21 protein-coding genes and 1 pseudogene are annotated in these 22152 nt (G+C 64.2%); all 22 read left to right on the top strand.

All coding sequences use genetic code 11. The features are described 5' to 3' along the window. Positions 1–14 precede the first annotated feature (14 nt). Entirely contained in the window at positions 15–659 is a 645-nt protein-coding gene (gene rsmG / locus C4900_RS15460) for a 16S rRNA (guanine(527)-N(7))-methyltransferase RsmG (RefSeq protein ID WP_065969315.1), read from the top strand. Beyond that, a complete protein-coding gene (locus tag C4900_RS15455; RefSeq protein WP_065969277.1) occupies positions 656–1438 on the top strand; it encodes a ParA family protein in 783 nt (260 codons plus the stop codon). Before rsmG ends, C4900_RS15455 begins: the two co-directional genes overlap by 4 nt. Beyond that, complete coding sequence (locus C4900_RS15450; RefSeq protein WP_114283433.1) at positions 1435–2286, top strand: ParB/RepB/Spo0J family partition protein; 852 nt, start codon at positions 1435–1437, stop codon at positions 2284–2286. Before C4900_RS15455 ends, C4900_RS15450 begins: the two co-directional genes overlap by 4 nt. A 13-nt stretch (positions 2287–2299) precedes the next feature. Next, complete coding sequence (locus tag C4900_RS15445; RefSeq protein WP_141689209.1) at positions 2300–2614, top strand: SEL1-like repeat protein; 315 nt, start codon at positions 2300–2302, stop codon at positions 2612–2614. 171 nt (positions 2615–2785) lie between these two features. Continuing rightward, positions 2786–3133, top strand: coding sequence for an ATP synthase subunit I (locus C4900_RS15440; protein WP_141689210.1), 348 nt, complete (start codon positions 2786–2788; stop codon positions 3131–3133). Beyond that, a complete protein-coding gene (atpB, locus tag C4900_RS15435) occupies positions 3130–3903 on the top strand; it encodes a F0F1 ATP synthase subunit A (RefSeq protein ID WP_065969282.1) in 774 nt (257 codons plus the stop codon). Before C4900_RS15440 ends, atpB begins: the two co-directional genes overlap by 4 nt. A 39-nt stretch (positions 3904–3942) precedes the next feature. Continuing rightward, on the top strand, positions 3943–4248 hold the full coding sequence (atpE, locus tag C4900_RS15430; RefSeq protein ID WP_065969283.1) for a F0F1 ATP synthase subunit C: 306 nt from the start codon (positions 3943–3945) through the stop codon (positions 4246–4248). Positions 4249–4273: 25 nt separating this feature from the next. After that, positions 4274–4744 carry a F0F1 ATP synthase subunit B gene (locus C4900_RS15425; protein ID WP_065969284.1) on the top strand — a complete coding sequence of 157 codons (471 nt, stop codon included), beginning with the start codon at positions 4274–4276 and terminating at the stop codon, positions 4742–4744. Continuing rightward, positions 4741–5274 carry a F0F1 ATP synthase subunit delta gene (locus C4900_RS15420; RefSeq protein ID WP_083995683.1) on the top strand — a complete coding sequence of 178 codons (534 nt, stop codon included), beginning with the start codon at positions 4741–4743 and terminating at the stop codon, positions 5272–5274. Before C4900_RS15425 ends, C4900_RS15420 begins: the two co-directional genes overlap by 4 nt. A 10-nt stretch (positions 5275–5284) precedes the next feature. Then, positions 5285–6817, top strand: coding sequence for a F0F1 ATP synthase subunit alpha (gene atpA / locus C4900_RS15415; protein ID WP_065969286.1), 1533 nt, complete (start codon positions 5285–5287; stop codon positions 6815–6817). After that, positions 6817–7677 (top strand): F0F1 ATP synthase subunit gamma, encoded by an 861-nt coding sequence (atpG, locus tag C4900_RS15410; protein WP_065969291.1) that lies wholly within the window; start codon positions 6817–6819, stop codon positions 7675–7677. Before atpA ends, atpG begins: the two co-directional genes overlap by 1 nt. A 9-nt stretch (positions 7678–7686) precedes the next feature. Continuing rightward, on the top strand, positions 7687–9063 hold the full coding sequence (atpD, locus tag C4900_RS15405) for a F0F1 ATP synthase subunit beta (protein WP_065969292.1): 1377 nt from the start codon (positions 7687–7689) through the stop codon (positions 9061–9063). Positions 9064–9069: 6 nt separating this feature from the next. Then, the gene (locus C4900_RS15400) at positions 9070–9513 is read left to right on the top strand and encodes a F0F1 ATP synthase subunit epsilon (protein ID WP_114283432.1); all 444 of its coding nucleotides are present in this window, start codon (positions 9070–9072) and stop codon (positions 9511–9513) included. A 300-nt stretch (positions 9514–9813) separates the two neighbouring features. Further along, the gene (locus C4900_RS15395; protein WP_211307007.1) at positions 9814–10296 is read left to right on the top strand and encodes an FKBP-type peptidyl-prolyl cis-trans isomerase; all 483 of its coding nucleotides are present in this window, start codon (positions 9814–9816) and stop codon (positions 10294–10296) included. A 57-nt stretch (positions 10297–10353) separates the two neighbouring features. After that, entirely contained in the window at positions 10354–11745 is a 1392-nt protein-coding gene (gene glmU, locus C4900_RS15390) for a bifunctional UDP-N-acetylglucosamine diphosphorylase/glucosamine-1-phosphate N-acetyltransferase GlmU (protein ID WP_065969299.1), read from the top strand. Between the two features lie 3 nt (positions 11746–11748). Further along, positions 11749–13578: a glutamine--fructose-6-phosphate transaminase (isomerizing) gene (gene glmS, locus C4900_RS15385; protein ID WP_065969300.1), complete on the top strand. Its 1830-nt coding sequence runs from the start codon at positions 11749–11751 to the stop codon at positions 13576–13578. A 963-nt stretch (positions 13579–14541) separates the two neighbouring features. After that, on the top strand, positions 14542–15300 hold the full coding sequence (locus tag C4900_RS15380; RefSeq protein WP_083995684.1) for a GntR family transcriptional regulator: 759 nt from the start codon (positions 14542–14544) through the stop codon (positions 15298–15300). Next, positions 15297–17032, top strand: a pseudogene (locus tag C4900_RS17490) (fumarate reductase/succinate dehydrogenase flavoprotein subunit). Before C4900_RS15380 ends, C4900_RS17490 begins: the two are co-directional and overlap by 4 nt. Positions 17033–17054: 22 nt before the next feature. Continuing rightward, positions 17055–17288: a 4Fe-4S dicluster domain-containing protein gene (locus tag C4900_RS15370; protein ID WP_065969305.1), complete on the top strand. Its 234-nt coding sequence runs from the start codon at positions 17055–17057 to the stop codon at positions 17286–17288. A gap of 62 nt (positions 17289–17350) precedes the next feature. Continuing rightward, positions 17351–18280 carry a HEAT repeat domain-containing protein gene (locus C4900_RS15365; RefSeq protein WP_114283430.1) on the top strand — a complete coding sequence of 310 codons (930 nt, stop codon included), beginning with the start codon at positions 17351–17353 and terminating at the stop codon, positions 18278–18280. Positions 18281–18291: 11 nt separating this feature from the next. Further along, entirely contained in the window at positions 18292–18639 is a 348-nt protein-coding gene (gene fdxA / locus C4900_RS15360) for a ferredoxin FdxA (RefSeq protein WP_065969311.1), read from the top strand. Next, positions 18627–22148: an FAD-dependent oxidoreductase gene (locus C4900_RS15355; RefSeq protein WP_114283428.1), complete on the top strand. Its 3522-nt coding sequence runs from the start codon at positions 18627–18629 to the stop codon at positions 22146–22148. Before fdxA ends, C4900_RS15355 begins: the two co-directional genes overlap by 13 nt. Positions 22149–22152: the final 4 nt, after the last annotated feature.

Raw genomic sequence — 22152 nt, 5'->3', positions numbered from 1 at the left:
GCGGCGCGCGCGCGATGGACACGGAGTCGTGGGGACGGGCGGGGGAGCGCCTGCGCACCGGTATGCAGGCGCTAGGGCTGGCGGCCGACGCCGCCACGCAGGCACGCCTTCTGTCCTATCTCGAGACCCTGGCGCGCTGGAACCGGGTGTTCAATCTGACGGCCATCCGCGACCCCGAGGACATGGTCGCGCGCCACATCCTAGACAGCCTCACCATCCTACCGCACCTGCCGGTCGGCCGCCTGCTCGACATAGGCAGCGGCGCGGGCCTGCCGGGCATCCCCATCGCGCTGCTGCAGCCGCAACGTCCCGTGGTGCTGCTCGACCGCTCCCGCAAGCGCATGGATTTTCTGACCGAGGTCGTCGCGCGCATGGCCCTCACCGAGGTCGTCCTGGCCCATGGGCGGGTGGAGGACCATGTCCCCGAGGCGCCTTATGCCGTCATTACCGCGCGCGCGTTTGCGAGCCTGAGCGATATTGCGCTGGCCGCCGGCCGCCTGCTCGCCCCGGGCGGCATCATCGCCGCCATGAAGGGCGCGCTCCCGACCGAGGAGCTGGCGTCCGTGGCACCGCCCTTTAGCGTGCAGGCCGTGCACGCCCTGCACGTGCCGGGGCTTACCGCCAAACGCCACCTCGTGGCGCTCGTGCGCGACCCATGACGCGTATCATCGCCACCGCCAATCAAAAGGGCGGAGTGGGCAAGACCACGACCAGCATCAACGTGGCCGCGGCACTTGCCGAGCAGGGCCGGCGCGTCCTGCTCATCGACCTCGATCCGCAGGGTAATGCCACTATGGGCAGCGGTGCGGCGGGCACGGAACGCGGCTTGTATGACGTCCTGCTCGGCGAGGTCGAGGCCCGGCACGCGATCGCCCCGACGGCGTGCGGCTATGACATGCTGGCGGCGCATGCCGATTTGTCGGGCGCGGAACTCGAGCTCGCCCAGGCCTCGCAGCGCGAGCGGCGTCTGCGCCAGGCGCTCGCCCCCATCCAGGACAACTACGATTACATCTATATCGACTGCCCCCCGGCCTTGAGCCTTTTGACCGTCAACGCCCTCGTGGCCGCCGACGCCGTGCTGATCCCCATGCAGTGCGAATACTACGCCCTGGAAGGACTCACGGCCCTGCTCGGCACCATACGACGCGTGCGCGGCCAACTGAACCCGGCACTGACTATCGAAGGCCTGCTACGCACCATGTTCGACCCCCGCAATGGTCTGGCCCTCGAGGTCTCGGATCAATTGACTCGCCATTTCGGCAACCAGCTCTTTCAGACCATCATACCGCGCAACGTCCGCCTGGCCGAGGCCCCGAGCCATGGTGTCCCGGTGATCCAGTATGATCGCTCGTCACGCGGGGCGCAGGCCTACCTGGCCCTGGCCGCTGAGATTCTGGCGCGCGAACCCCCACCTGCCGCAGGAGACCCACCCCCATGAAGGAGAAACGCCCCCGGCTCGGACGCGGCCTGGACGCCCTGTTTGGCGATGGCCCGCGTCCCGACACCCTATCCGTGTCGCCAGACGCCATCCGTACCCTGCCGATCGAGCGCCTGCAGCGTGGCCGCTACCAGCCGCGCACGCATATGGAGCCCGAGGCCTTGAACGCACTCGCCGATTCCATCCGTGCACAGGGCATCGTGCAACCGATCCTGGTGCGCGAGGTCGCCGGCGGCTTCGAGATCATCGCTGGGGAGCGCCGCTGGCGTGCCGCGCAGATCGCGGGCCTCACCGAGGTGCCGGTGATCGTACGCGATATACCCGACCAGGCGGTGATGGCCGTCGCCCTGATCGAAAACATCCAGCGCGAGGACCTCAATCCCCTTGAAGAGGCCGCCGGCCTCAAGCGCCTCCAGGAAGAGTTCGGGCTCACGCACGACGAGATCGCCTGCCATGTCGGTCGCTCGCGCGCCGCTGTCACCAACCTCCTGCGCCTCCTGGGGCTTGCCCCGGAGGTGCGCGAGCTGCTCGACACCCGCCGCCTGGAGATGGGACACGGCCGCGCCTTGCTCGGCATCGCCGATCCCACGGCCCAGACGGCCCTGGCGCGCGAGGTGGTCGCCCAGGGCCTGAGCGTCCGCGAGACCGAGCGACGCGTGCAGCGCCACGGCCGTCCGACCCCCGCGAAGGCCGCCCCCGATCCGGATGTCGAGACCTTGGAGCGCCGCCTCACCGAAACCTTGGGGGCGCGCGTACGCATTCAGGCGCGGCGTGCCGGGGCGGGACGCATCACGATCGACTATCATAGTATGGACGAGCTCGAGGGACTGCTCGGCCGATTCTCGTGAGACAGGAGGGGGCGTGAAACGATGGACTCCCGGCATCGCCGGCCTTACCCTAGTGGTCTTGTGTGGGCATACGGCGCACGCGGGCCTGCGCGACCTGCGGCACGCGGCCCATAGCGGGGCGCCCAACGCCGAATTGAAGCTGGGTGAGTTGTATCAGTATGGGGTCGGGCAGCCGGACCATCTCGTCCATGCCCTGGCCTGGTATGAGCGTGCCGCCCCGAAGTCGCGGCGTGCGGCCGAACTCGCCCGGCAGCTCACGGCGCGGCTGACCCCGGCCGAGCGCCAGCAGGCGGCGGCGTGGGCCAAACCACGGCTCGGCCCCCCTTAAGACCCGTGCCTGTCCGATCGTGATCCCGGGCGGCCCGCATGCGGCCCCGTAATTTGACCCTAGCATAAGGAACACTTATACTGCGCCGCCGCGGGCGCCCCTAACGAGGCCGACCGGGCCGGGATTATCATGAGCTATGCTGCACGGGAGTTACGCAAAGGATTGCGCCGCGTGCTTTGGGCACAAATTTCGCTGACTTTCGTGGTGGCGGCTGTGGCCGCGCTCGACGCCCCGCACCATGACGCCCTCGCGCGCCTGGGCGCGGCGCTGGCCGGGGGCGCGGTCGCGATGCTGGGCGCCTTGTTGCTGGCCTATAGTCTCGCGCGCGCCGACGTGACCCATGGTCCGGCGGCTGCCCAGCTGTGGTTGTACGGGGGCGCGGTCGCGCGTTTCGTGTTGGCAATCGCCTTTTTGGCTTTGGGGCTCGGGGTGTTTCATGTATCCCCGTTGCCGTTTTTGATCGCCTTTGGTTTGGGCCAGGCCGCTTTCCTGGTTCCAGGGATTTCGTCAAGGTTATGAGTCACAATGCCGTCAGCTTCATGGAGGATCATTTACGGAACCTGACCGTCGGTCACGGGTTCTGGAGCCTTCACGTCGACACCGTCCTCATCGGCTGGGTGCTGGGCGCCGCTGTCGTCGGCACCGGTTGGGTCATCGGGCGACGACTGGAGGAGGGCGTCCCCCATGGCATCCAAAATGTCCTCGAGGCGCTCCTCGAGTTCGTCGATGACCAGGTTCGCGGCATCCTCCCCGTCGAGGACCCGATGGTGGGCGCGCTTGCCTACACGGTGTTTATCTGGGTCTTTCTCATGAATGCCATGGACCTTTTGCCGGTGCTGTTGCTGCCGAAGCTGGCGCACGTCTTTTTTGGCATCCGCCATTTCCGTTCGACCCCGACCGCCGACCCCTACACGACCCTGGGGCTTGCCTTGAGCGTCTTCCTCCTGACCCTCTATTACCACATCAAACATAAAGGGCTCTGGGGCTACTTGAAGACCTTCCTGGTCCACCCGTTCGGACCCTATCTGTTCCCGGTCAACATCCTGATGACCACCGTCGATGAGATTGCCAAGCCCTTGAGTCTCGGTTTGCGGTTGTTCGGCAACATGTTCGCCGGTGAGCTGGTGTTTCTGCTCATCGCGCTTTTGCCGTGGTGGGTGGCGTGGGCCCCCGGCATACTGTGGTCCATCTTTCACTTGCTCATCATCACGCTGCAGGCGTTTATCTTCATGGTCCTCACCATCATGTATCTGGCGATGGCGGCGACTCGGGAAGGCGACGCCCACTGAGCCCGGTTTCTTTCATCTTTTCATTCGAGGAGTCATTTTATGGTTGATCCGCAGCTTGCGTCGGTTATCGGCATGGTCTTTTCCTACACGGCCGTCGCCGTGGGCATCATCTTCGCGGGGGCCGCCCTGGGCTCAGCCCTCGGCTGGGGCCTCATCTGCTCCAAGTACATCGAGGGCATCGCCCGCCAACCGGAGATGTTGCCGACCTTGCGCATCCAGATGTTCATTACCGCGGGCCTCATGGAGTCGTTTCCGTTCATTGCCGCGGCCTTCGCCATGTACTTCACCTTCGTGAACCCGTTCGAGGGGGCGGCCGTGGCCGCCATCACGCACGTCGCCCATTAAGGTCAGACCGGGATACGCCCATACCATGCCGATATCCGTGACCCTCATCGTCCAGATGGTCACCTTCGCGGTGCTCATCGTATTCGTCAAGCGCTACCTCTGGGGGCCGCTTACGGCGGTCATGGAGCGTCGTCAGAAACGCATCGCCGATGGCCTGGCGGCGGCCGATCAGGGCCGCAAGGCGCTCGATGATGCGCAACGCCAGCAAGACGAGATCCTGGCCGTGGCGCGCGAACGTGCCGCCGAGATCCTGGACCATGCCGAGCGACGCTCGCGTGAGATCATCGAGGAGGCCCGCGAGCGCGCCCGCGCCGAAGGCGAGCATGCCATGGCGCTGGCGCGGGCCGAGGCCGAGGCCGAGATGACCCGCCTGCGCGAGCGCCTGCGCGCCGACGTCGCGCGCCTGGCCCTGGCCGGGGCCGAGCGCATCGTGGAGCGCGAGATCGATCGCCGCTTGCACGACCGGCTTCTCGAAGAAGTCGCGGGGCAGTTGTGATCCGCGACCAGCTGGCGGCGATTGCGCGCCCCTATGCCCGGGCGCTCATGGCGGTGCCCGGGAGCGACCGCGCCGCGCTGCTCGCGTCCCTCGAGGCCGTCGCCCAGGCGCTGTCCGATCCGGCGATCGCGGCGCTCGCCGAGAACCCCGGGATCCCGCGCGCTCGCCTGACCGCCGCACTGGTGCCCGACGCAGCCGACCAGTCGCTCGTGGCGCGCCTCATCGACGTACTGCTGAAAAATGACCGCCTAGCGGCGCTGCCGTGGATCGCGAAGACCTTTGCCGTTTTGAAAGACGAGGCCGAAAACCGCACGCGCGCCACCGTTACCACCGCCCAGCCCTTGAGCGAGTCCCAGCGCGAACGGTTGCGCACGGCGCTCGCCCGGCGCACCGGACATACCGTGGAACTGGTCGTGGAAACCGACGACCGCCTCCTGGCCGGCGTCATCGTCCAGCATGGGGATATGGTCCTCGACGGCTCGATCCGCGGCCGCCTGGCAGCCCTTGCCCATGCGTTAAGCCCTATCTAGAGGAATTCCTATGGCCTTGAAACCCAGCGAGATCTCGGAGCTCATCAAGCGGAGAATCGAAGACCTCTCTCCTCCGGCCCCGGCGTTGACCGGCACGATCATGAGCCTGAGCGATGGCATCGCGCGCGTCTATGGCCTAGCCGATGTCATGCAGGGGGAGATGCTCGAGTTCCCCGGCAACACCTTCGGGCTTGCCCTCAATCTCGAACGCGACGCGGTAGGCGCGGTCATCCTCGGGGACTACGAGCACCTCACCGAGGGCGATGTCGTCAAGGGCACGGGCCGCATTCTCGAGGTGCCCGTGGGTCCTGAGCTCCTCGGGCGCGTGGTCGACGCGCTCGGCCGCCCGCTCGACGCGCGCGGCGAGATCGCCGCCAAGGCGACGTCGCCGGTGGAGAAGATCGCCCCCGGCGTGGTCGCGCGCCGCTCGGTGACCCAACCCCTGCAGACCGGGATCAAAGCCATCGACGCCATGGTGCCGATAGGGCGCGGCCAGCGCGAGCTCATCATCGGCGACCGCCAGACGGGCAAGACCGCGCTCGCCATCGACGCGATCATCGCGCAGCGCGGCACCGGCGTCACGTGCATCTACGTCGCGGTCGGCCAAAAGGCCTCCAGCGTCGCGGCAGTAGTCCAGCGCCTGAAGGAGACCGGCGCCATAGAGCATACGATCGTGGTGGCGGCGACCGCCGCCGATTCCGCGGCCATGCAGTATCTCGCCCCCTACACGGGTTGCGCCATGGGTGAGTATTTCCGTGACCGCGGGCAGGATGCGCTCATCGTCTACGATGACCTCACCAAGCAGGCCTGGGCCTACCGCCAGATCTCACTGCTTTTGCGCCGGCCACCGGGACGCGAGGCCTATCCGGGCGATGTCTTTTATCTCCATTCCCGGCTCCTCGAGCGCGCCGCGCGCGTGAACGAGGAGTATGTGGAGCGTCAGTCGGGGGTCAAGGGGCGCACCGGCTCGCTCACCGCCCTGCCCATCATCGAGACCCAGGCCGGCGACGTCTCGGCGTTCGTACCGACCAATGTGATCTCGATCACCGATGGCCAGATCTTCCTGGAGACCGATCTCTTCAATTCCGGTGTTCGTCCCGCCATCAACGCCGGTCTGTCGGTCTCGCGGGTCGGCGGGGCGGCGCAGACCAAGATTATGAGAAAGCTGGGTGGAGGGGTGCGCCTGGCGCTTGCCCAGTACCGCGAGCTCGCGGCATTCGCGCAATTCGCATCCGACCTCGACCCGGCGACGCGCAAGCAGATCGATCGCGGGCGGCGGGTCACCGAGCTCATGAAGCAGGCCCAGTACCAGCCGCTGTCGGTAGCCGATATGGCGCTCTCGCTGCTTGCCGCCAATAGCGGAGCGCTTGACGACCTGCCGGTGGAGAAGGTCATCCCGTTTGATTCGGCGCTGCGGGCGGCGGCCCACGCCGCGCATGACGCGGCCTTGAAGGGCATCAACGAGAGCGGTGACTATAACGAGGACGTCATCGCCGCCCTGACGGGCTTCATCCAGCAGTTCAAGGCCCAAGGCGCCTACTGATGGCGCGCGGAAAGGAGATCCGGAACAAGATCCGCAGCGTGCAGAGCACGCAGAAGATCACCCGCGCCATGCAGATGGTGGCGGCCGCCAAGATGCGCAAGGCCCAGGAACGCATGCGCGCGACGCGCCCGTATGCCGAGGGTCTGGTGGCCATCATGCGCCATATCCGTGCCGCGCACCCCGAGTATCGCCATCCGCTGCTGGCCGTGCGGCCGGTCCGACGCGCGGCCGTGCTGGTCGTGACCTCCGATCGCGGTCTTGCCGGGGCGCTCAACGTCAATGTCCTGCGCGTCGCCGTGGGCCAGCTGAAGGAATGGGAGGAGGCGGGTATTCAGGGTGAGGTCGCGGTGTTGGGCAACAAGGGCGCGGCGTATTTTCGTAGACTCCGGGCCCCTGTGGTGGCCCAGCTCGCGCCGCTCGGAGACCGCCCAACCCTGCAGTCGATCATAGGGGTGGTCAAGGTCCTCGTCGACGCCTACCGCGAGGAGCGTCTTGACCGCATCGCGCTCGTCTACAGCCGCTTCGAGAACACCATGAGTCAGGTGGCGGTGATCGAGGACCTGCTGCCGCTGCCGGAGCCTGGACCGGACGTCAACCGGCACCGCTGGGACTACCTCTATGAGCCGGAGGCCCAGGATGTCCTGTCCGACATCCTGACGCGTTATGTCGAGACGCGTGTCCACGGGGTCGTGATCGAGAATCTCGCGAGCGAACAGGCGGCGCGCATGGTGGCCATGCGCGCCGCGACCGACAACGCCGGACGTTTGATCGGCGATCTGAAATTGGCCTACAACAAGGCGCGCCAGGCGGCGATCACGCAGGAAATCGCAGAGATCGTAAGCGGCGCGTCGGCGGTCTAGGGGGTTAGGATGTCAGCCGGAAAGATTGTGCAGGTGATAGGGGCGGTGGTCGACGTGGAGTTCGAGCGTGCGACGATCCCGAAGATCTACGACGCCCTCAAGGTGACGGATACCAACCTTGTGCTCGAGGTCCAGCAGCAGCTCGGCGACGGCGTCGTGCGCACCATCGCCATGGGGTCGAGCGACGGCCTGAAGCGCGGCTTGGCCTGCGTCAATACCGGTCGCCCCATCGAGGTGCCCGTGGGTGCCGCCACGCTCGGACGGATCATGGACGTGCTCGGCCGTCCGATCGACGAGCAGGGTCCGGTGGCAAGCGAGATGGTGCGCGGTATCCACCGTCCCCCGCCGCGCTTCGACGAGTTGGCCGCGAGCACCGAGGTGCTGGAGACCGGCATCAAGGTGATCGACCTCATGTGCCCGTTCGCCAAGGGTGGCAAGGTGGGGCTGTTCGGCGGCGCCGGCGTCGGCAAGACCGTCAACATGATGGAGCTCATCCGCAATATCGCCATAGAGCACAGCGGATACTCGGTGTTCGCGGGGGTCGGCGAGCGCACGCGCGAGGGCAACGACTTCTATCATGAGATGAAGGAAGGCGGGGTGCTCGACAAAGTGGCGCTTGTCTACGGCCAGATGAATGAACCGCCGGGCAATCGCCTGCGCGTGGGGCTCACCGGCCTTACCATCGCCGAGCACTTTCGCGACGAGGGGCGTGATGTCCTTTTGTTCATCGACAACATCTATCGCTACACCCTGGCAGGCACGGAGGTCTCGGCGCTCCTCGGGCGTATGCCCTCGGCGGTCGGCTATCAGCCAACCCTGGCCGAGGAGATGGGCGTCCTCCAGGAGCGCATTACCTCGACCAAGACCGGCTCTATTACATCCGTCCAGGCGGTCTACGTCCCGGCGGACGACCTCACCGACCCGTCGCCGGCGACCACCTTCGCGCACCTCGATGCCACGGTCGTGCTTTCGCGGCAGGTGGCCGAGCTCGGCATCTATCCGGCGGTCGACCCGCTCGATTCCACGAGCCGCCAGCTCGATCCGCAGGTCATAGGCGAGAATCACTACGACACGGCGCGCAAGGTCCAGTCGATTCTCCAGCGCTACAAGGAGCTCCAGGACATCATCGCCATTCTCGGTATGGACGAGCTATCGGCTGATGACAAGCTCATCGTGACGCGCGCGCGCAAGATCCAGCGCTTCCTTTCGCAACCATTCTTTGTGGCCGAGGTCTTTACCGGTACGCCCGGCACCTATGTGCCGCTGAAGGAGACCATCCGCGGCTTCAAGGCGATCGCCGAAGGGGAGTACGATGAAATACCCGAGCAGGCCTTTTACATGGTGGGCACGATAGACGAAGCGCTCGCCAAGGCGCGGCGGCTCTGATCGGTCATGGACAGCTTTCGCATCGACATCGTCAACGCCGAGGGCCCTTTGTTCTCGGAGGACGCGGCGCTCGTCATCGCGCCCTTGCGCGACGGTGACGCGGGTTTCCTGCCTGGCCATTCGCCGCTGCTGGCCATCCTTCGGGCCGGCGCCCTGCGCGTGCAGGATGCGGATGGCGGGGAGCAGGCCTTCTATGTGAGCGGCGGGTTCGTCGAGGTCCAGCCGCGCCATGTCATGGTGCTTGCCGATGTCGGCGAGCGCGCCGCGGATATCGACGAGGCGCTGGCGGCGCGTGCGGTCGAGGACGCCGCGCGGCGCGCCGAGGAGCAGGCCGGCAAGACCGATTATGCGCATGCCGAGGCAGAGCTGGCGCAGGCCATCGCGCGCCTGTCGGTGGTGCGGCGCTATCGGTCACGAACACCCTATTCGGCACCGGAGCATACGCGGTAGGGGCGAGACCCTCGCATCGATAGGCGCGACAGGATAGGATGGGCTCAAAGCCCACCCTAAGCCTCAGCCAGGGTATCAAACGGCAAGTCCGCCTGTGGGGCCGGGCCCCCGGGGTGTTAGGAACATCGTCCCGGTGGCGCAGGGGGTCGGAGTCCCCTGTCCGGGGGTCGGCGATGGCCGGGTAACGCACGGCGCTTAAGGCCAGATGGGGCGTATGCGCGTCCGCTGTCGGGGCGCGATCGAATGGGGTCTGCCGACACCTGGGGCCGGAAAAGAGTCGGGCGACGTTAATACTTTTTCATGGCAGGTCGCATGGTGATCACCAAGGGCAAGGTCGTGTCATTGACCTACACGCTGCGGGATGGGCGTGGCGAGATCTTCGAACACACGGATGTCCCGATCTCCTATCTCCACGGGTCGGGGGAGGGTTTATTCGAGAAGATCGAAAACGCCCTCGAGGGCCTGGAGGTTGGGGGATCCGTCGACATCGAGCTTACGCCTGCCGAGGGTTTTGGCGAGCATGACCCGGCACTCACGTTCACGGACGATATCGCCAACGTCCCCCCCGAGTATCAGCATGTCGGGGCCGAGGTCGAGGCCGAGAATGAGCAGGGCGAGACAGTCCGTTTCGTGGTGACCGCGATCGCCGATGGTAAGCTCACGGTCGATGCCAACCACCCGCTTGCCGGCCAGACGGTGCGCTTTGCGGTCACCGTGCAGGCGATCCGTGATGCGACCCCCGAGGAACAGCGTCTCGGCCAACTCACCTCACCCCTGCACTAGGCCATCGGCCCTTTGGGCATTGCCTTTAACCCCTGGGGCCGCTCTAATACCGAACTTATGCAGGCCCCGGCTCCTTCTCTCGAGATCATCGTCCTGGCGGCAGGCCAAGGGCGGCGCATGGCATCGGCCTTGCCCAAGGTCCTGCACACGCTTGCCGGGCGTCCCTTGCTGGCGCACGTCCTCGATACCGCCACGGCGCTTGCGCCGCGCGCCATCCATGTGGTCTATGGTCACGGCGGCGAGCACGTTCGCGCCGCGTTCCCAAACGCGCCGCTGGACTGGGTCTTGCAGGCCGAGCCGCGTGGCACCGGGGACGCGGTGCGTTGCGCGTTGCCGCGGCTTGCCGAGGATGCCCTGACCCTTGTGCTTTTGGGGGATGTGCCCCTTATCACCCCGGACACCCTGAAGACCCTGTGCGCGCGCGCCACTGCCGGGCTCGCCTTGCTGACCTTCGAGGCTGCCCACGAAAACCAGTACGGCCGCATTGTGCGCGACGACCAGGGGCGTGTCGTGCGCATCGTGGAGTGGCGCGACGCTGATGACGCGCAACGGGCGCTACGTGAGGTCAATAGCGGCGTACTGGCGGCCCCCGCCGCATATCTGCGCCGATGGATCCCGCGCCTGTCCGCCGCCAACGCCCAGGGCGAGCTCTACCTCACGGACGCCATAGCGCTTGCGGTCGCAGACGGGGTGCCGGTCGCTACCGCCTCTCCCGAGCATGTCACCGAGGTGGAGGGGGTCAACAGCCGCGCCGATCTCGCTATCCTGGAGCGTGCCTTTCAGGAACGGCAGGCGGCGGCGCTGATGGCGGCCGGTGTGCAGCTCATGGATCCGCGGCGCCTCGATGTCCGGGGCCTGTTGATTGCCGGGCGCGATGTCCAAATCGACGTCAACTGTGTCTTCGAGGGCCGTGTGGAGCTCGCCGATGACGTACGCATAGGGGCGCATTGTGTCATCCGCAACAGCCGCATCGCGCGCGGCGCGCGCATCGAGGCCCAGACGATCATCGACGGCGCGGAGGTAGGCCCCGAGTGCGTGGTGGGCCCCTTCGCGCGCCTGCGTCCGGGCACCGTACTCGGCGGTCGCGCGCGTGTCGGCAATTTCGTGGAGGTCAAGGCCGCGCGCGTGGGCCCGGACACCAAGATCAACCATCTGAGCTACGTCGGGGACGCCATGATCGGCCAGGGCGTCAATATCGGCGCGGGCGTCATCACCTGTAATTACGACGGGGCGCGCAAGCATCGCACGATCATCGGTGATCACGCGTTCATCGGATCCGACACGCAATTGGTGGCCCCTGTCGAGATCGGGGCCGGCGCCACTATAGGTGCGGGGTCCACGGTCACGAAAGACGCACCGGCAGGTGAGCTCACCCTCAGTCGGGCGGTCCAGAAAACGGTCAGCGGTTGGCGGCGCCCGGAGAAGCAGGCGCGCCCCGACAAGGAGTGATCCATGTGTGGAATCGTAGGCGCAGTCGCGCAACGCAACGTGGTACCCATCTTGATCGAGGGCCTAAAGCGCCTCGAGTACCGGGGCTATGACTCGGCGGGCATCGCCGTCATCGATCATGAGCACTGCCTGGCCCGCACCCGCTCGGTGGGCAAGGTCCGTGAGCTGGAGGGGCGGCTCGACGCCCATATGGAGGGCACCACCGGCATCGCGCATACCCGCTGGGCCACGCATGGACGCCCGGCGACCGAGAACGCCCACCCGCACATCTGCCGCAAGACCGTGGCGCTCGTCCATAATGGCATCATCGAGAACCACGCGACCTTGCGACGCGCGCAGATGCAGCTTGGTTACGAGTTCACCTCCGAGACCGACACCGAGGTTATCGTCCACGAGATCTATCGGCGGCTCGAGGAGACCTCCGATCTGCTGGCGGCCGTGCGCGCGGCCCTCCCGTCCCTGCGCGGGGCCTATGCCCTGGGCGTCATCACCAACCGCGAGCCCGATCGGCTGGTCGCCGCCCGGCGCGGCAGTCCGCTTGTCATCGGTGTTGGCATAGGCGAACACTTCATCGCCTCGGACGTCGCCGCCCTTTTGCCCGTGACCCAGCGTTTCATATTTCTCGAAGAGGGCGACATCGCCGATGTCACCCGCGATGCCGTCACCATCTACGATGCGCAAGGCGCGCGCGTGGAACGCCCCATAAAACAGAGCAAGCTGTCGGCCGACGCCGCCGCGCGCGGCGAGTACCGGCACTACATGCTCAAAGAGATCCACGAGCAGCCACGCGCGATCGCCGATACCCTGGAAAACCGCATCGGCCTGGAGCGTGTCTATGAGCAGGCCTTTGGTCATGCCGCCACGGACCTGTTCGCGGACATCGAGGCCGTACAGATCGTGGCCTGCGGCACGAGCTATCATGCCGGGCTTATCGGACGCTATTGGCTCGAGGGTCTGGCGAGCCTGCCGTGCACGGTCGAGGTGGCAAGCGAGTTTCGGTACCGCAAGCCGCGCGTCGCCCCCCATACGCTCTTTGTGACACTCTCGCAGTCCGGCGAGACCGCCGATACCCTGGCGGCCCTTGCCTATGCGCGCGAACTCGGCTTCGCACACACGCTCGCGATCTGCAATGCCCCGGAGAGCTCGCTCGTGCGCGGCTCGGAGCTTGTGCTTATGACCCAGGCCGGCCCCGAGATCGGGGTGGCCTCGACCAAGGCCTTCACCACCCAGCTCGTGGCGCTGCTCCTGCTGGTCGCGGTGCTGGGTCGTCGTCATGCCCTGAGCCCCGAGGGCGAGACGCATATCGTCCAGCTACTGCGTAGCCTCCCCGGCCAGATCGAGCAAGTCCTCGGTCTCGATGCCGCGGTCCAGGCGTGGGTCCCGTTCTTTGCCAACAAGCAGCACGCGCTGTTCCTTGGCCGTGGCACCCAGTACCCGGTGGCCATGGAGGGGGCCTTGAAGTTGAAGGAGATCTCCTACATCCACGCGGAGGCCTATCCGGCCGGTGAATTGAAGCACGGGCCGCTCGCGCTCGTGGACTCGGACATGCCGGTGGTGGCGGTGGCCCCGAACAACGAACTCCTGGAAAAGCTGCAATCGAACCTGCAGGAGGTGAGGGCGCGCGGGGGGGAGCTGTTCGTATTCGCCGATGCCCAGAACGCTATTCGCGAAGATGCCCAGACGCACGTCATCACGGTGCCCCCGACCGACGATCTGCTGGCCCCGATCGTCTACACGGTGCTCCTGCAGCTGCTCGCCTACCATGTGGCGGTGTCCAAGGGTGCGGACATCGACCAGCCCCGGAACCTCGCCAAGTCGGTGACCGTCGAATAACAGGATCGTCACGGATGCCGTTCTCTCATACCTACCCACACCCGTTCAGACATATCTAAACCGATTCAGCGCCGAGTTCCTGCTTCACCGACGCCGGGTTTACCTGGGTCTTGCGACCCGAGCCAGAGCCTTCCACTTCTCCGGGCCTTCCATAACCCCGCAGCTCGCCTTCTAGGCCGATTTTGCGGATTGCCGATCGGCGCCAAAATCGACAACGGAAGTGCCGGGCAACCGCTTCCTTCGACTCGAAGAGGCCTAGGGGCCGGACTTCGTGGCCGTCCCGCAATTCGTAAGTGCCCCCAACACCTTTAAACTTCCGGCAAGCCGAGTGCCGAGCTAAATTCGGGCACGATATCCAAAGCCTAACCGCCCCGCCACATGACGATGTTGTCTGGCCGAGGATCGAGAGGCTCGGCCGCCGGTGCGCCAGGCGCCTTACGCAAGATCGGGCCGCAAGGGATGACCGTGCCCCGGCTTGTCGTAAGCGTCTAAGCACCCCGCCACCCTCACCCAGCGAACCCCGAGATCCCTCCGGTCTTTAGGCTTCCGCACAGAATCGCCCACCGCCGCCGGCTGATAGGCACGGTGCACCGAGCGAGGATCGCATGCCTCCGGGGCGGGCTCGTTACTCTCCACATGCCGGCCTGCAACGGCACATTGGCAGGTCCCGCCCCGGAACAGAATCGCGGCGCGCCCGCCGCATTGCGAGCATGGTATCGCGGTGCAACTAAGGGCCCCGCCAAGCCCCATTGCCCTCGTTATCCAGCCACCCGCGTTCTGCACCGGATTCGCGCAAATGACCGCCGCCACTGCCCCTCATTAAGGCGGGCCCCCACCGCAACGCCAGCGGACGCGCCCCGCTGCGTTGTTTATAAAGGGATTTCCGGAGAACCGTCGATAAAGTCATCCCGGCATGACTATTGCTACCTGTACCAACAAGTAGCCCAAAAGAGACGCTGAGAAATGAGCTTGATGAAACCTATACCTTCAAACGTCACGACGATTCGCCCGCTCTACATTCAGCTCAAAGAACGCATCCGCTCCGATATCTTGGACGGTACGTACACGACCCATGCGCAAATGCCCTCGGAAAGTGACATGGTTCGGATGTTTAACGTCAGCCGAACCACGGTCCGCCAAGCCTTAAGGGACCTGCAGACAGAGGGCCTCATCTACAAGATCCCCGGCAAAGGTTCCTTCGTCACGCGCCCCAAGGCCGTCCAGGAGCTTGTGTCCCTGCAGGGCTTTGGTGAGGCTATGATCGCCAAGGGTTATGAAACCTTTTCCACGGTCATCGCGACGAAAGATGGTATCCATAACAAGGTAGCGGCGCAAAAGCTCAAGATCGACATGGCGAGCATCATGGAGATCCGCAGGGTCCGCTACCTCAATCGAGAGCCCATCTCCCTCGACGTGACCTATGTCCCAAGCTCTATCGGCAGGGCCTTGCTCATGGAAGACCTCTCCTCCACGGACATATTTTTCCTCCTCGAAAATAAGCTCGGTACGCCACTTGGCAAGGCCGAGCTCGCGATCGAATCCGTCCTCTCCGATGAGGCGGTGTCGCGGCTCCTGAAAGTCGAGGAGGGGTCCCCCATCTTAAAGCTTGAGCGCCTTACTTATACAGAAAACGACCGGCCTATCGATTACGAGCACCTTTACTGTCGGGGCGATGCACTGAAATACATGATTACCCTTGAGAGACGCGGGAGGCGCGGATGATGAAAGCGGCGATACAGGAACGCCAAGTGGATGTGCTGGTCATCGGTGGCGGCACGGCGGGCCCGATGGCGGCCATCAGGGCCAAGGAGTCCGACCCGAGCTTGTCGGTATTATTGATCGAGAAGGCCAACGTAAAGCGCAGCGGCGCCATATCCATGGGCATGGATGGCCTCAACAATGCCGTGATCCCAGGCCACTCTACGCCCGAGCAATACGTGCGAGAGATCACTATAGCAAACGACGGTATCGTCAACCAAAAAGCCATACTGGCTTACGCCACCAATAGCTTTCAGATGATTCAAAGGCTGGATAAATGGGGCGTCAAGTTCGAGAAAGACGACACCGGCGAGTATGCCGTCAAGAAGGTCCACCATCTCGGCAACTACGTCCTTCCCATGCCCGAGGGCCATAACGTCAAAAAAATTCTCTACCGCCAACTGCGAAAAAATCGCGTCGAGATCTCCAATCGTTATAAGGTAACACGCATCCTGGTCGACGACCGGCGGCGCGTCGCTGGCGCCGTCGCGGTGGACACGCGCACTGCCGAGATCACCATCATCAAGGCTCGCGCGGTCATCTTGTGTACGGGGGCTGCGGGACGGCTTGGCCTACCCTCATCCGGATATCTCTTTGGGACCTACGAGAACCCGACCAATGCCGGTGATGGCCATGCCATGGCCTTCCATGCGGGCGCCGAGTTGTCGGGTATCGAATGCTATCAGATCAATCCGCTCATCAAAGATTATAACGGCCCCGCCTGCGCCTATGTGACGGGGCCTCTCGGGGGTATACCGCCAACGCCCGCGGAGAGCGGTTTATCGAGTGCGACTATTGGAGCGGGCAGATGATGCTGGAATTCTTCAAAGAGTTGCAGGGCGGTAACGGACCTGTCTTCCTCAAAGTCAACCACTTGGCAGAGGAGACGATCGCCACCATAGAAAATATATTACATACCAATGAGCGTCCAAGCCGGGGTCGGTTCCATGCCAACAGAGGCACGGATTATCGGCACGACATGATCGAAATGCACATATCGGAAATCGGGCTCTGTAGCGGCCATAGTGCATCGGGGATCTGGGTGAATGAGCGCGCGCAAACGACGATAAAAGGTCTGTATGCGGCGGGGGACGCGGCGTGCGTACCGCACAACTATATGTTGGGCGCGTTTGTCTATGGGGAGATCGCGGGCGTCGAGGCCGCGAATTACTGTAAGGACACACCGCTTTATGAATACGATGCCGGCTATGTCGAACAAGAGGTCGCGCGGATTCGCGCGCCGCTAGCCAAGATCGGCGGCCTCACCCCCTATCAGGCCGAGTATAAAATCCGGCGCCTCGTCAACGACTACCTGCAACCCCCCAAGGTGACTAAAAAAATGGAGATCGCGCTGCATCGCTTCGCCGAGATCCGTGAGGACTTGTCGGAGTTAACCGCTGATTGCCCACACAATCTGCTGCGCGCGCTCGAGGTTTACGACATATTGGACTGCGCGGAAATGGCGGCGACCGCCTCTTTGTATCGGACGGAAAGTCGCTGGGGTCTCTACCACTACCGTGTCGATCACCCGGAAAAGGACGACGAAGACTGGTTTTGCCACGTCCAGCTTTTTAAAGACGAGACGGGCGGGAAGGCCTGCAAAAGCATACCCGTAGAGCCCTATGTCTACGAACCCAATGATCACGAAAAACAGGCTTACGACAAGCTGCGCATCCTCACCAAAGAGATGGCCTAACTCACCTAACGCGGGGAACGACATGGCGACGACGAATATGAAGGTAAAGGTCCCGGTGACCGTGGACGCAGATAAATGCATTGCCGCTAAGGGCTGTACGGTGTGCGTGGACGTCTGCCCCCTGGATGTCTTGATCATCGACATGGAAAAGGGTGTGGCGCTGATGCAGTACGACGAGTGCTGGTACTGCACGCCCTGCGAGGTCGATTGCCCGACCCAGGCGGTGACCGTCGAGATCCCTTATCTCCTGAAGTGACATGACGTAGTCGTCGAGACCACCCAACCACCCAACCGACCAACTGACCATTGGAGTACGCCATGGAAGCGAAGGGGAGTGCCCCAAGCAACGATTCCGATGTCCGCCGCCTGGCGGTCATCAACGCCCTCGAGCTTGATGAGCCAGAGGCGCTCGCCCTTATCTTGGAAAGCTTCGGCGACGAAGAGGCGGTCGTGCGGGCTGAGGCGGCGCGAGCGATCGCGGAGATTCCGGGACCGCATATGCTTGTGCCGTTGCTTGGCTTGCTGGAAGACCCGGACGAGGCCGTACGGCGCGCGGCCGCAGACACCTTGGCCGAGTGTAATCAGGAGTACCTGCGCGACATCTACGAGACCTGGATCGTATCCGACAAGCCGTTCACGCGGGCGGCGGTATTGCGTGCGGTACGGCCCCTCAAGATTGAGGGCGCCGCACGCTACGCCCTTTTGGGCCTCAAAGACGCATCGATACCGGTGCGCATAGAAAGCGTGGGCGTGCTCGGCTATCTGCAGGACCCGTCTTACTTGAAGGACCTAGCCCAGATGGCCCTGCAAGACAAAAGTCCCGACGTCCGGCGTATCGCCATGGGGGCCATTAGCTATCGCCTTACGCCCGAGACCGCAGCCGCCGCCATTGCGGGCCTCAAGGATGCGGCCTGGCAGGTCCGCGAGGAAGCGGCGGCCTCTATCGCCAAATTGAAGGCGACGGATGCCGGCGCCGCTCTCGTGCAAGGCCTTGGGAAGGAGACCTATTGGCAGGTGATCGCCAAGATCTTGGTGGCCTTGGGCCGGATCCGCTATGCCAATGCGGTGCAAGCTGTGGCCGAAATGCTTTCGTACTCGGTCAGCAATGTCCGTAAGGAGGCGGCCATATGCTTAGGTGAAATCGGCGACGCGCGCGCCCTCCCGTGGCTTAAGGAGGCGCTGCTGGACCGTGATCCGGATGTCAAAAAGCTCGCGGCCTGGGCGATCACCAAGATCGAGCTCGGATAGGAGGACGGACCATGGCCTTTGTGGTGACTGATAATTGTATTCAGTGCAAGTATATGGATTGCGTGGCCGTCTGCCCGGTGGATTGTTTCCACGAGGGCCCCAATTTTTTGGTCATCGACCCCGTCGAATGCATCGATTGCACCCTCTGCGAGCCCGAATGCCCGGCGCAGGCCATCTTCAAGGCGGAGGATGTCCCGGAGGAATACCAAGACTACATAGGTATAAACGCCGAATTAGCCCAACATTGGCCGACGGTGACGGAGAAGGCGCCGCCCCTGCCGACCGCGGAAGAGTGGGACGGTCGCCCGAACAAAAGGGAATGGCTCGTGGTCGAGGAGTCTGTCCGATGGGCGAAGTGATTGCGCGCGCAGGGGCCGAGACTTCAAGAGAGGCTGAGCCGGGTTTGTGCTTGGGCGGCGGCTACAAGTATCAGGATCTGTTTTCGGATCGTGGTCTGGCGCGACTGGACGACGATTTTCTCGCCTATCTAGAGGGGCATGACGCCGCCCTGCGCCTCAGCCTCCGCGATTGGCGCCTGGGCCGCTTGGAGTTATCAGGGCAGGCGCTCGGTGCGATGCTGCTTCCCGTGGCGCGCCACCTGGAGGCCTTTGTCGCCCGGCTTTTTGCTATCACGTCCGCCGTTGATCTCCTGCGCGAACAGACGGCGAGCCATAGTGTGGTCATGGCCTTCAAGAAGGAGTTTGTACAGCGCCGGGCCCGCCGCCATCAAGGCGGGTGCGCGCGCTCCTTTGCCGATCTCGAGGCATGGCTTAGCGAGGAAATCCACAAAGCCGGGCTTCCTTCCGCGGATCGGGAGTGGGCGATCGCGCGCCTAGCGATGGAGTGGCTTGCGCAAGAGGCCCATTTCCCGGCCGAGCTCGACCGTCTTGCGCAATGGTGCGCGTGGGCCTTAACGGACCCCGATGCGCGGCGCTCGGTCGCAGATTGGTCCAGTTTTCGTTTGCCGCAACGCCTAGACCCCGCGCGCCTCGTGCCCTTGGACCGCGTTGCATGGGAGGGGGTCGGTGAGGCGCACAGTGTGCCAGAGGCCGAAGGGCGCAGGCGCGACGGGTTTTCCTTAACCGATACGCGCATGGGGGCGCGTGCCGTGCAAAACGAGGCGCATTATTGCCTCTACTGTCACGATCACGATGGCGACTTCTGTTCCAAGGGATTCCCCGAGAAAAAAGGGGCTGCGATCGGCACCTTTAAGCGCGACGCGTTTGGGACCCTGTTAACGGGCTGTCCGCTCGGTGAAAAGATCTCCGAGATGCAGCTCTTGAAGCGCGACGGCTTTGGCGTGGCGGCGCTGGCGATGATCATGGCGGATAACCCCATGATACCCGCCACCGGGCATCGCATCTGCAATGATTGCATGAAGGCCTGCGTATACCAGAAGCAGGATCCGGTCAATATTCCCGAAGTCGAAACCCGCGTCCTGACCGATGTTCTGGGCCTGCCATGGGGGGTCGAGATCTACGACCTCTTTACGCGCTGGAACCCTCTCCGCAATCGCCAATACCTCCCCAAAGCCTACAATGGCCGCAAGGTTCTGGTGGCGGGTCTTGGGCCCGCCGGCTTTACCATGGCGCACTACCTCACGCAGGAAGGGTGCGCTGTGGTTGGCATAGACGGGCTGAAGATCGAGCCGCTACCACTTGCGTGGCGACAGGGCCCGGTCCGCGACTATGGCGAGATGCTGGAAGACATGGATGAGCGCATCCTCTATGGTTTCGGGGGTGTCGCGGAATATGGCATTACCGCTCGATGGGATAAGAATTTCCTGAAGCTCGTATATCTAAGCCTTGCCCGTCGCACGCGCTTCCAGGCCTTCGGGGGCGCGCGCTTAGGGGGCACGGTGACCCTCGACGATGCGTGGGCCCTGGGCTTCGATCATGTGTGTATCGCAACGGGCGCCGGGCTTCCGCGCATGGTACCCATGGGCGAGAGCTTACCGCGCGGCATGCGTCAAGCGAGCGACTTCCTCATGGCGCTTCAGCTTACCGGGGCTGGCAAGCGCAGCAGCCTGGCGAACCTCCAGGTCCGGCTTCCGGCCGTGGTGATCGGCGGCGGACTGACCGCCGTGGATACCGCCACCGAGGTGCAGGCTTACTACGTGCGCCAGGTCGAGAAGGTCTATGAGCGCTGTGTCGCCATGGGAGCGGACGGGCTATATGCGGGTCTCTGCGCGGAGGATCGGCACATCCTCGATGAGTTCCTGGACCACGGCCGGGCCATCCAAGAGGAGCGCGCGCGGGCGGCGGCGGCCGGCGAGAAGCCCGATTTTGCGCCACTCCTGCGTCGCTGGGGTGGTGTCACGCTCGCGTATCGCAAAGCCATGACTCAGTCGCCTGCTTATACCCGCAACCATGAGGAGCTCAGAAAGGCCATGCAAGAGGGGATCTTGTATGCCGAGAACGTCGAGCCTTTGCGAACGGAGTTGGATGGTTACGGGCACATAAAGGGCATGGTGTTTCGGCGCACGACCGAGCAGGACGGCGCATCCCTTGGCGGAGCCGATGTCGTGCTTCCTGCACGGGCCGTCTTCATCGCGGCAGGTACGGTCCCCAACACCATCTACGAGCGCGAACATCCCGGCACCTTTGTGCTCGACGGCCATCACTTCGCCACCTATGCGGCCTCTAGTTCCGGTCTTTGCGCGGCACCCGTGGCCGCGCATGCCAAGGCCGTCGAATGCGCCCCGTTTACGTCCTATGCGCGCGGTGCTTATCGGGTGAGCTTTATAGGTGACACCCACCCTGTCTTCCATGGGAGCGTCGTCAAGGCCATAGCGTCGGCCAAGGCGACCTACCCGCAAATCATGGCGGTCTTGGGCGCAAGGCCTTCGGCCGACAACGATCTGAAGGCCTTCCAATCCCGCTTGCATGACGCACTGAGCGCGCGTGTCGTGCGCGTCGACTGTCGCAATCCCGCGGTGACCGAACTCTGGGTGCGCGCCCCGCTCGCGGCGCGCAACTTCAAACCCGGGCAGTTCTTTCGTCTCCAAACGTTCGAGACGGAAAGCGCCATGCAATCCGGGACCCGCCTTCAGATCCCGCTCCTTACCGTAAGTGGCGCGGGTGTCGAGGGCGATGCGATTCGGCTCATGGTTCTGCAGTGGGGGACCGGCCCCCGCCTCGTGGGCCGCCTGAAGCCAGGCGATCCCTTGGTGCTCATGGGCCCCGCGGGCGCCCCCACCGATATTCCGCGGGGCCAGACGATTCTGATCGTGGCCGGGCGCTGGGGGGCGGCGGTGATGCTGGACATAGGCCCCGCCCTGCGCGCTGCCGGCAATCGCATCCTTTATGTGGCGGCGTTTGCGCAAGCCGGTGAATTGGACCACCAAGACGAGCTCGAGGCCGCCGCCGACCAAATCGTCTGGTGCACGGCCAGCGGGCCGCAGATCCCGGCGCGCAGGCCCCAGGATTGCGCAACGACCGCTTCGGATATCGTGGCCTTGCTGCAGTCCTACGGCGATGGCGCAATTGGCCCCATGGCGGGGCTCGCGATTCCGCTTCGCGAGGTCGATCGCTTGATGGTCATGGGGTCCACTGGGTTACTCAAGGCCTTCCAGGCCTCCTTACAAGGCCCCCTGAAGCCCCATTTCCGGGCCGATGTCCATGTGACCGCCACAGTCGGCAGTCCCATGCAATGCATGATGAAGGGCGTTTGCGCGCAATGCTTGCAGTGGCAGATAGACCCGAAAACAGGCCAACGGACCAATGCGGTCTTTAGCTGCGCGGGGCAGGATCAGCCATTACGTTCCGTCGACCTGGATCACCTGACGGCAAGACAAACACAAAACCGACTCCTGGACCAGGTCTCCAGCCATTGGCTGCACTTTATAGCAAGCCCGGAATCGAGGTGATGAT

The organism is Acidiferrobacter thiooxydans (assembly GCF_003333315.1).
GTDB classification, from domain to species: Bacteria; Pseudomonadota; Gammaproteobacteria; order Acidiferrobacterales; family Acidiferrobacteraceae; genus Acidiferrobacter; species Acidiferrobacter thiooxydans.
Note: the sequence above shows the minus strand (reverse complement) of the source record. Positions and strands in the feature narration are given on the sequence as shown.

What these genes read in the sequence shown, in the direction of transcription:
- rsmG (WP_065969315.1), top strand. Translation starts at nt 15, where the DNA reads ATGGACACGGAGTCGTGGGGACGGGCGGGGGAGCGCCTGCGCACCGGT.
- C4900_RS15455 (WP_065969277.1), top strand. Translation starts at nt 656, where the DNA reads ATGACGCGTATCATCGCCACCGCCAATCAAAAGGGCGGAGTGGGCAAG.
- C4900_RS15450 (WP_114283433.1), top strand. Translation starts at nt 1,435, where the DNA reads ATGAAGGAGAAACGCCCCCGGCTCGGACGCGGCCTGGACGCCCTGTTT.
- atpB (WP_065969282.1), top strand. Translation starts at nt 3,130, where the DNA reads ATGAGTCACAATGCCGTCAGCTTCATGGAGGATCATTTACGGAACCTG.
- atpE (WP_065969283.1), top strand. Translation starts at nt 3,943, where the DNA reads ATGGTTGATCCGCAGCTTGCGTCGGTTATCGGCATGGTCTTTTCCTAC.
- C4900_RS15425 (WP_065969284.1), top strand. Translation starts at nt 4,274, where the DNA reads ATGCCGATATCCGTGACCCTCATCGTCCAGATGGTCACCTTCGCGGTG.
- atpA (WP_065969286.1), top strand. Translation starts at nt 5,285, where the DNA reads ATGGCCTTGAAACCCAGCGAGATCTCGGAGCTCATCAAGCGGAGAATC.
- atpG (WP_065969291.1), top strand. Translation starts at nt 6,817, where the DNA reads ATGGCGCGCGGAAAGGAGATCCGGAACAAGATCCGCAGCGTGCAGAGC.
- atpD (WP_065969292.1), top strand. Translation starts at nt 7,687, where the DNA reads ATGTCAGCCGGAAAGATTGTGCAGGTGATAGGGGCGGTGGTCGACGTG.
- C4900_RS15400 (WP_114283432.1), top strand. Translation starts at nt 9,070, where the DNA reads ATGGACAGCTTTCGCATCGACATCGTCAACGCCGAGGGCCCTTTGTTC.
- C4900_RS15395 (WP_211307007.1), top strand. Translation starts at nt 9,814, where the DNA reads ATGGCAGGTCGCATGGTGATCACCAAGGGCAAGGTCGTGTCATTGACC.
- glmU (WP_065969299.1), top strand. Translation starts at nt 10,354, where the DNA reads ATGCAGGCCCCGGCTCCTTCTCTCGAGATCATCGTCCTGGCGGCAGGC.
- glmS (WP_065969300.1), top strand. Translation starts at nt 11,749, where the DNA reads ATGTGTGGAATCGTAGGCGCAGTCGCGCAACGCAACGTGGTACCCATC.
- C4900_RS15380 (WP_083995684.1), top strand. Translation starts at nt 14,542, where the DNA reads ATGAGCTTGATGAAACCTATACCTTCAAACGTCACGACGATTCGCCCG.
- C4900_RS15370 (WP_065969305.1), top strand. Translation starts at nt 17,055, where the DNA reads ATGGCGACGACGAATATGAAGGTAAAGGTCCCGGTGACCGTGGACGCA.
- C4900_RS15365 (WP_114283430.1), top strand. Translation starts at nt 17,351, where the DNA reads ATGGAAGCGAAGGGGAGTGCCCCAAGCAACGATTCCGATGTCCGCCGC.
- fdxA (WP_065969311.1), top strand. Translation starts at nt 18,292, where the DNA reads ATGGCCTTTGTGGTGACTGATAATTGTATTCAGTGCAAGTATATGGAT.
- C4900_RS15355 (WP_114283428.1), top strand. Translation starts at nt 18,627, where the DNA reads ATGGGCGAAGTGATTGCGCGCGCAGGGGCCGAGACTTCAAGAGAGGCT.